This window comes from Methylobacterium nonmethylotrophicum (assembly GCF_004745635.1).
Lineage (GTDB): Bacteria > Pseudomonadota > Alphaproteobacteria > Rhizobiales > Beijerinckiaceae > Methylobacterium > Methylobacterium nonmethylotrophicum.
Genome location: NZ_SRLB01000081.1, coordinates 1 through 3,940, shown reverse-complemented (window position 1 = coordinate 3,940; position 3,940 = coordinate 1). Strand labels below are relative to the sequence as shown.

Annotated in this window: 2 protein-coding genes; both read left to right on the top strand. The window is 72.5% G+C overall.

Translation table 11 applies throughout. The features are described 5' to 3' along the window. Positions 1 to 288 precede the first annotated feature (288 nt). Positions 289 to 900: a recombinase family protein gene (locus EU555_RS35765; protein ID WP_135420120.1), complete on the top strand. Its 612-nt coding sequence runs from the start codon at positions 289 to 291 to the stop codon at positions 898 to 900. 12 nt (positions 901 to 912) lie between these two features. Continuing rightward, the gene (locus EU555_RS35760) at positions 913 to 3,906 is read left to right on the top strand and encodes a Tn3 family transposase (protein WP_135420118.1); all 2,994 of its coding nucleotides are present in this window, start codon (positions 913 to 915) and stop codon (positions 3,904 to 3,906) included. Positions 3,907 to 3,940: the final 34 nt, after the last annotated feature.

Sequence of the window (3,940 nt, the reverse complement as noted above, 5' to 3'; positions counted from 1 at the left end):
CTCGGACCTTGGGTAGCAGCGGAGCAGAGAGTCAGTTTCGGATCTGGCGCTGTCTGCGGACGGGCCCCTATCGCGCCGCGCCGGAGCGTCCGGTCCTGGATCGACGCGGGCGCACCGGACGTGCTGCGCCCGCGCGGCGGCGTGCATTTAACCCTCGTTTGATGCAAGCCCGCGGCAGGTTGGCCTGGATACGAGGTTTGAGACCTTCCAACGTGCATCAAGCCGTGCATTTTTCTATGGCTTGTAAACACCCCTCTGCTAGGTTTCTGCAGCAGGTGGGAGGTGGGGATGCTGGTCGGGTATGCACGGGTGTCCACGGCCGAGCAGAACCTCGTCCTCCAGCGTGACGCCCTGCTCGCCGCCGGCATCGTGTCCGAGCGGATCTACGAGGACACGTGCTCCGGCACCGTCATCGACCGGCCCGGCCTCGCCCGCGCCCTCGACGCCCTGCGCACGGGTGATGCCCTCGTGGTGTGGAAGCTGGACCGCATCGGCCGCTCCCTCGCCCACGTGGTCGAACTGGTCGGTGCGCTGCAGATCAGGGGGATCGGCCTCAAGGTGCTGACCGGCGGCATCGACACCACGAGCGCCACGGGGCGGCTCGTGTTCGGCATCTTCGCGACCCTGGCCGAGTTCGAGCGTGACCTGATCCACGAGCGCACCCTGGCCGGCCTCGCCGCCGCCCGGGCCCGCGGTCGCACTGGCGGTCGGCCGCGGCTGATGACGCGCGCCAAGCTGCGCACGGCGATGGCGGCGATGGCCGATCAGACCCATGCGGCCACGGATGTGGCGGAACAACTCGGGATCTCCACCAGCACGCTCTACGCCTACGTGGACGGCAAGGGGCGGCCGAAGGCGCGAGCTCGTAAGCTGCTCGGCAGCGGCACCGCCCGGCGCTGATCCGGCTCCGCCGTGCCGATCTCGTTCCTGACCGCCGAGCAGGAGCGCCGGCACGGCCGCTACGTCGGCGAACCCTCGGCCGATCAGCTCGCACGCTGTTTCCACCTCGACGATGCCGACCGGGCCCTGATCGCCACCCGGCGCTGGGATCACATGCGCCTGGGCTTTGCCGTCCAGCTCGGCACGGTGCGTTTCCTGGGCACCTTCCTGGACGACCCCACGGATGTGCCGGCCGGCGTCGTCGCCGACCTCGCCCGCCAGCTCGGCATCGCCGGTTCCGGAGACCTGACCCGGTATCGCCAGGGGCGTATCCGGTGGCAGCACGCGGCCGAGATCAGGGTCCACTACGGCTACCGCGCGCTCAGCGACCCGACGGCCGGCTTCCGTCTGGTGCGCTGGCTCTACGCCCTGTGCTGGACCGGCTCCGACCGGCCCGGCGCCCTGTTCGATCGCGCCACGGCCTGGCTGATCGCCCACAAGGTCCTGCTGCCGGGGGCCACGGTGTTGGAGCGCCTGATCGCCCGCGTCCGCGCCCGGGCCGCCCAACGCCTGTGGCGTATCCTGGCGCGCGACCTGGATGCGGGGCAACGCGCCAGGCTGGAGAGCCTGCTGCCGTCCGGCGAGGACGGGCGTCGGAGCGCCTTCGACCGGCTGCGCGACGGTCCCGTGCTGCAATCCCCGGCCGAGCTGGGTCGCGCGGTCAAACGCCTCGACGAGGTGCACGCCCTGGCCGACGGCCTGCCCCCGACCGACCGGGTCCCGCCGGGACGGGTCGCGGCCCTGGCCCGCCAAGCCGGTGCCGCACGCGCTCAGGCCGTCGCCCGCATGCCCGAGGAGCGGCGCGCGGCGACGCTGTTGGCCTACGTCCGCACCTTGGAGGCGACGGCGCAGGACGACGTGCTCGACCTGTTCGACGCCGTGGTCACGCGTCTGTCCGCCGATGCCGAGGTGGCCGGGGAGCGGGCGCGTCTGCGCACGCTGCGCGATCTCGACGCCGCCGCGCTTCGTCTGGGGCAGGCCTGCGCCGTGCTGCTCGACGAGAACACGCCCGATGCCGCGGTGCGTGCAGCTGCGTTCGAAGTGGTGACACCGGACGCGCTGCGAGCCGCGATGACGCGGGTGACGGAACTCGCCCGCCCCGACGCGGGGAGCCCTTACGTCGCCGAGTTGCGCGAGCGGGCGCGGCGGCTGCAGTTCCTGCCCGCCCTGCTGCGGTCGGTCCACTTCGGTGCGGTGCCGGCCGCGCGCGCCATGCTGGAGGCCGTCGAACACCTGCGTGCCCTGGCCGAGAGCCGGCCGGCGGGCAAGCCGCCCTTGGCCTGGGTGCCCAAGGGCTGGCGGAACGAGGTGGTGCGTGCGGAGGGCGACGTGGACATGACTGCCTACCGTCTCTGCCTGCTGCTGCGGATGCGTGCCGCCCTGCGCCGGCGCGACCTGCACGCCGAACCCAGCTTGCGCTACGCCGACCCGCGCAAGGGTCTGCTGGAAGGGGCGGCCTGGGAGGCGGCGCGTCCCGCCGTGTGCCGCTCGCTCGGCTTCTCCGTCTCGGCGACGGAGGAACTGGACCGGCTCGGTGCCCGGCTCGACGCGGCTTGGCGGGGGGCGGCGGAGATGCTGCCCGCCGGCACCGCGATGCGGCTTCGCGGCGGTGAGGACCCCGGCCTCGTGCTGGCCGCCCTCGACAAGCTCGACGAGCCGCCGAGCCTGGTGGCGTTGCGGGCCGCGGTGGCGGCGCGCATGCCGCGGGTGGACCTGCCGGAGATCCTGCTGGAGATCCATACCCGGACCGGCTTCCTCGACGTCTTCACCCACGCCAGCGAGGCCGGGCCGCGCGTGGCGGGGCTGGCCACGAGTCTCAGCGCGGTGCTCCTGGCCGAGGCGTGCAACACCGGCTTCGAGCCGCTGGTGCGCGGCGATGTCCCGGCGCTGCGCCGCGCGCGGCTGAGCTGGGTCCGGCACAATTACCTGCGCGCTGACACGCTGACGGACGCCAACGCCCGATTGGTCGCGACCCAGGCGGCCGTCCCGCTCGCCCGCGCCTGGGGCGGCGGCGACGTGGCCTCGGCCGACGGCCTGCGGTTCGTCGTGCCTGTGCGCACGGTCCACGCGGGGCCGAACCCCCGCTACTTCGGTCAGGGCCGGGGCGTGACCTGGTACAATCTGGCCTCCGACCAGTACACCGGCCTGAACGGGGTCGTGGTGCCGGGCACGCTGCGCGACAGCCTCGTGCTGCTCGCCGTCGTGTTGGAGCAGGACACGGCGCTGCAGCCGACCGAGATCATGACCGATACCGGGGCCTACGCCGACGGCATGTTCGGCATCTTCCACCTGCTCGGCTATCGCTTCAGCCCCCGGATCGCCGACGCCGGCGGTGCCCGGTTCTGGCGGGTGGACCGCCATGCCGACTACGGCCCGCTCGACGCCGTCGCCGCGCATCGGATCAATCTGCGCCTCATCGAGCAGCACTGGGACGACCTGCTGCGCCTGGCCGGCTCGCTCAAGCTCGGCGTGGTGCAAGCCGCGGGCCTGGTGCGCACGCTGCAAGTGAAGGATCGCCCGACGCCGCTGGCCCGGGCGCTGGCGGAGCTCGGCCGGATCGTGAAAACCCTGCACCTGCTGGACTACGCCTGCGACGAGGGGTTCCGTCGCCGCATCCTCGGCCAGCTCAACCGGCACGAGCGCCGCCATCGGCTGGCGCGCACCGTCTTCCACGGCAGGCAGGGCGAGTTGCGCCAGCGCTACCGCGAGGGCCAGGAGGACCAGCTTGGCGCGCTCGGCCTCGTGGTCAACGTCGTCGTGCTCTGGAACACGATCTACATGGACGCGGCCCTCGCTCAGCTCCGCGCCGAGGGCGTCGCGGTGTACGACGCGGACGTGGCCCGCCTGTCGCCGCTCGGCTTCGCGCACATCAACATGCTCGGCCGCTACGCCTTTACCCTGCCCGATATCGTCGCCCGCGGCGAACTCCGGCCGCTGCGCGATCCCGCCCTTCACGACGACGGCTGAAACTGACTCTCTGCTCCGCTGCTACCCAGGGTCC